The sequence below is a fragment of the Bradyrhizobium uaiense genome (assembly GCF_010811875.1).
GTDB classification, from domain to species: domain Bacteria; phylum Pseudomonadota; class Alphaproteobacteria; order Rhizobiales; family Xanthobacteraceae; genus Bradyrhizobium; species Bradyrhizobium uaiense.
Genome location: NZ_VKHP01001098.1, coordinates 1 through 237, shown reverse-complemented (window position 1 = coordinate 237; position 237 = coordinate 1). Strand labels below are relative to the sequence as shown.

The following is a 237-nucleotide window of genomic DNA, read 5'->3' as shown; positions in this document are numbered from 1 at the left end:
ACTTCGAATATCTGATCGTGGATTCCACCATCGTCCGGGCGCATCAGCACGCCGCCGGGGCGAAAAAAGGGGGTCTGAAGATCAAGCGATCGGGCGCTCGCGCGGCGGCTTGAGCACCAAGATACATATGGCGGTTCGGGGCTTGGGATGTCCCGTGCGGTTCACGCTCACCGCGGGCCAGAAGGGCGATGCACCGCAAGCCGCCACATTGATCGAGGGACTGTCCGCCGGGGTCGT

The 237-nt window shown here is 63.7% G+C and carries 1 pseudogene; it reads left to right on the top strand.

Going from position 1 to position 237, the window contains the following annotated elements:
- A pseudogene (locus FNJ47_RS55775) lies at positions 1-237 on the top strand (transposase); the annotation flags it as partial.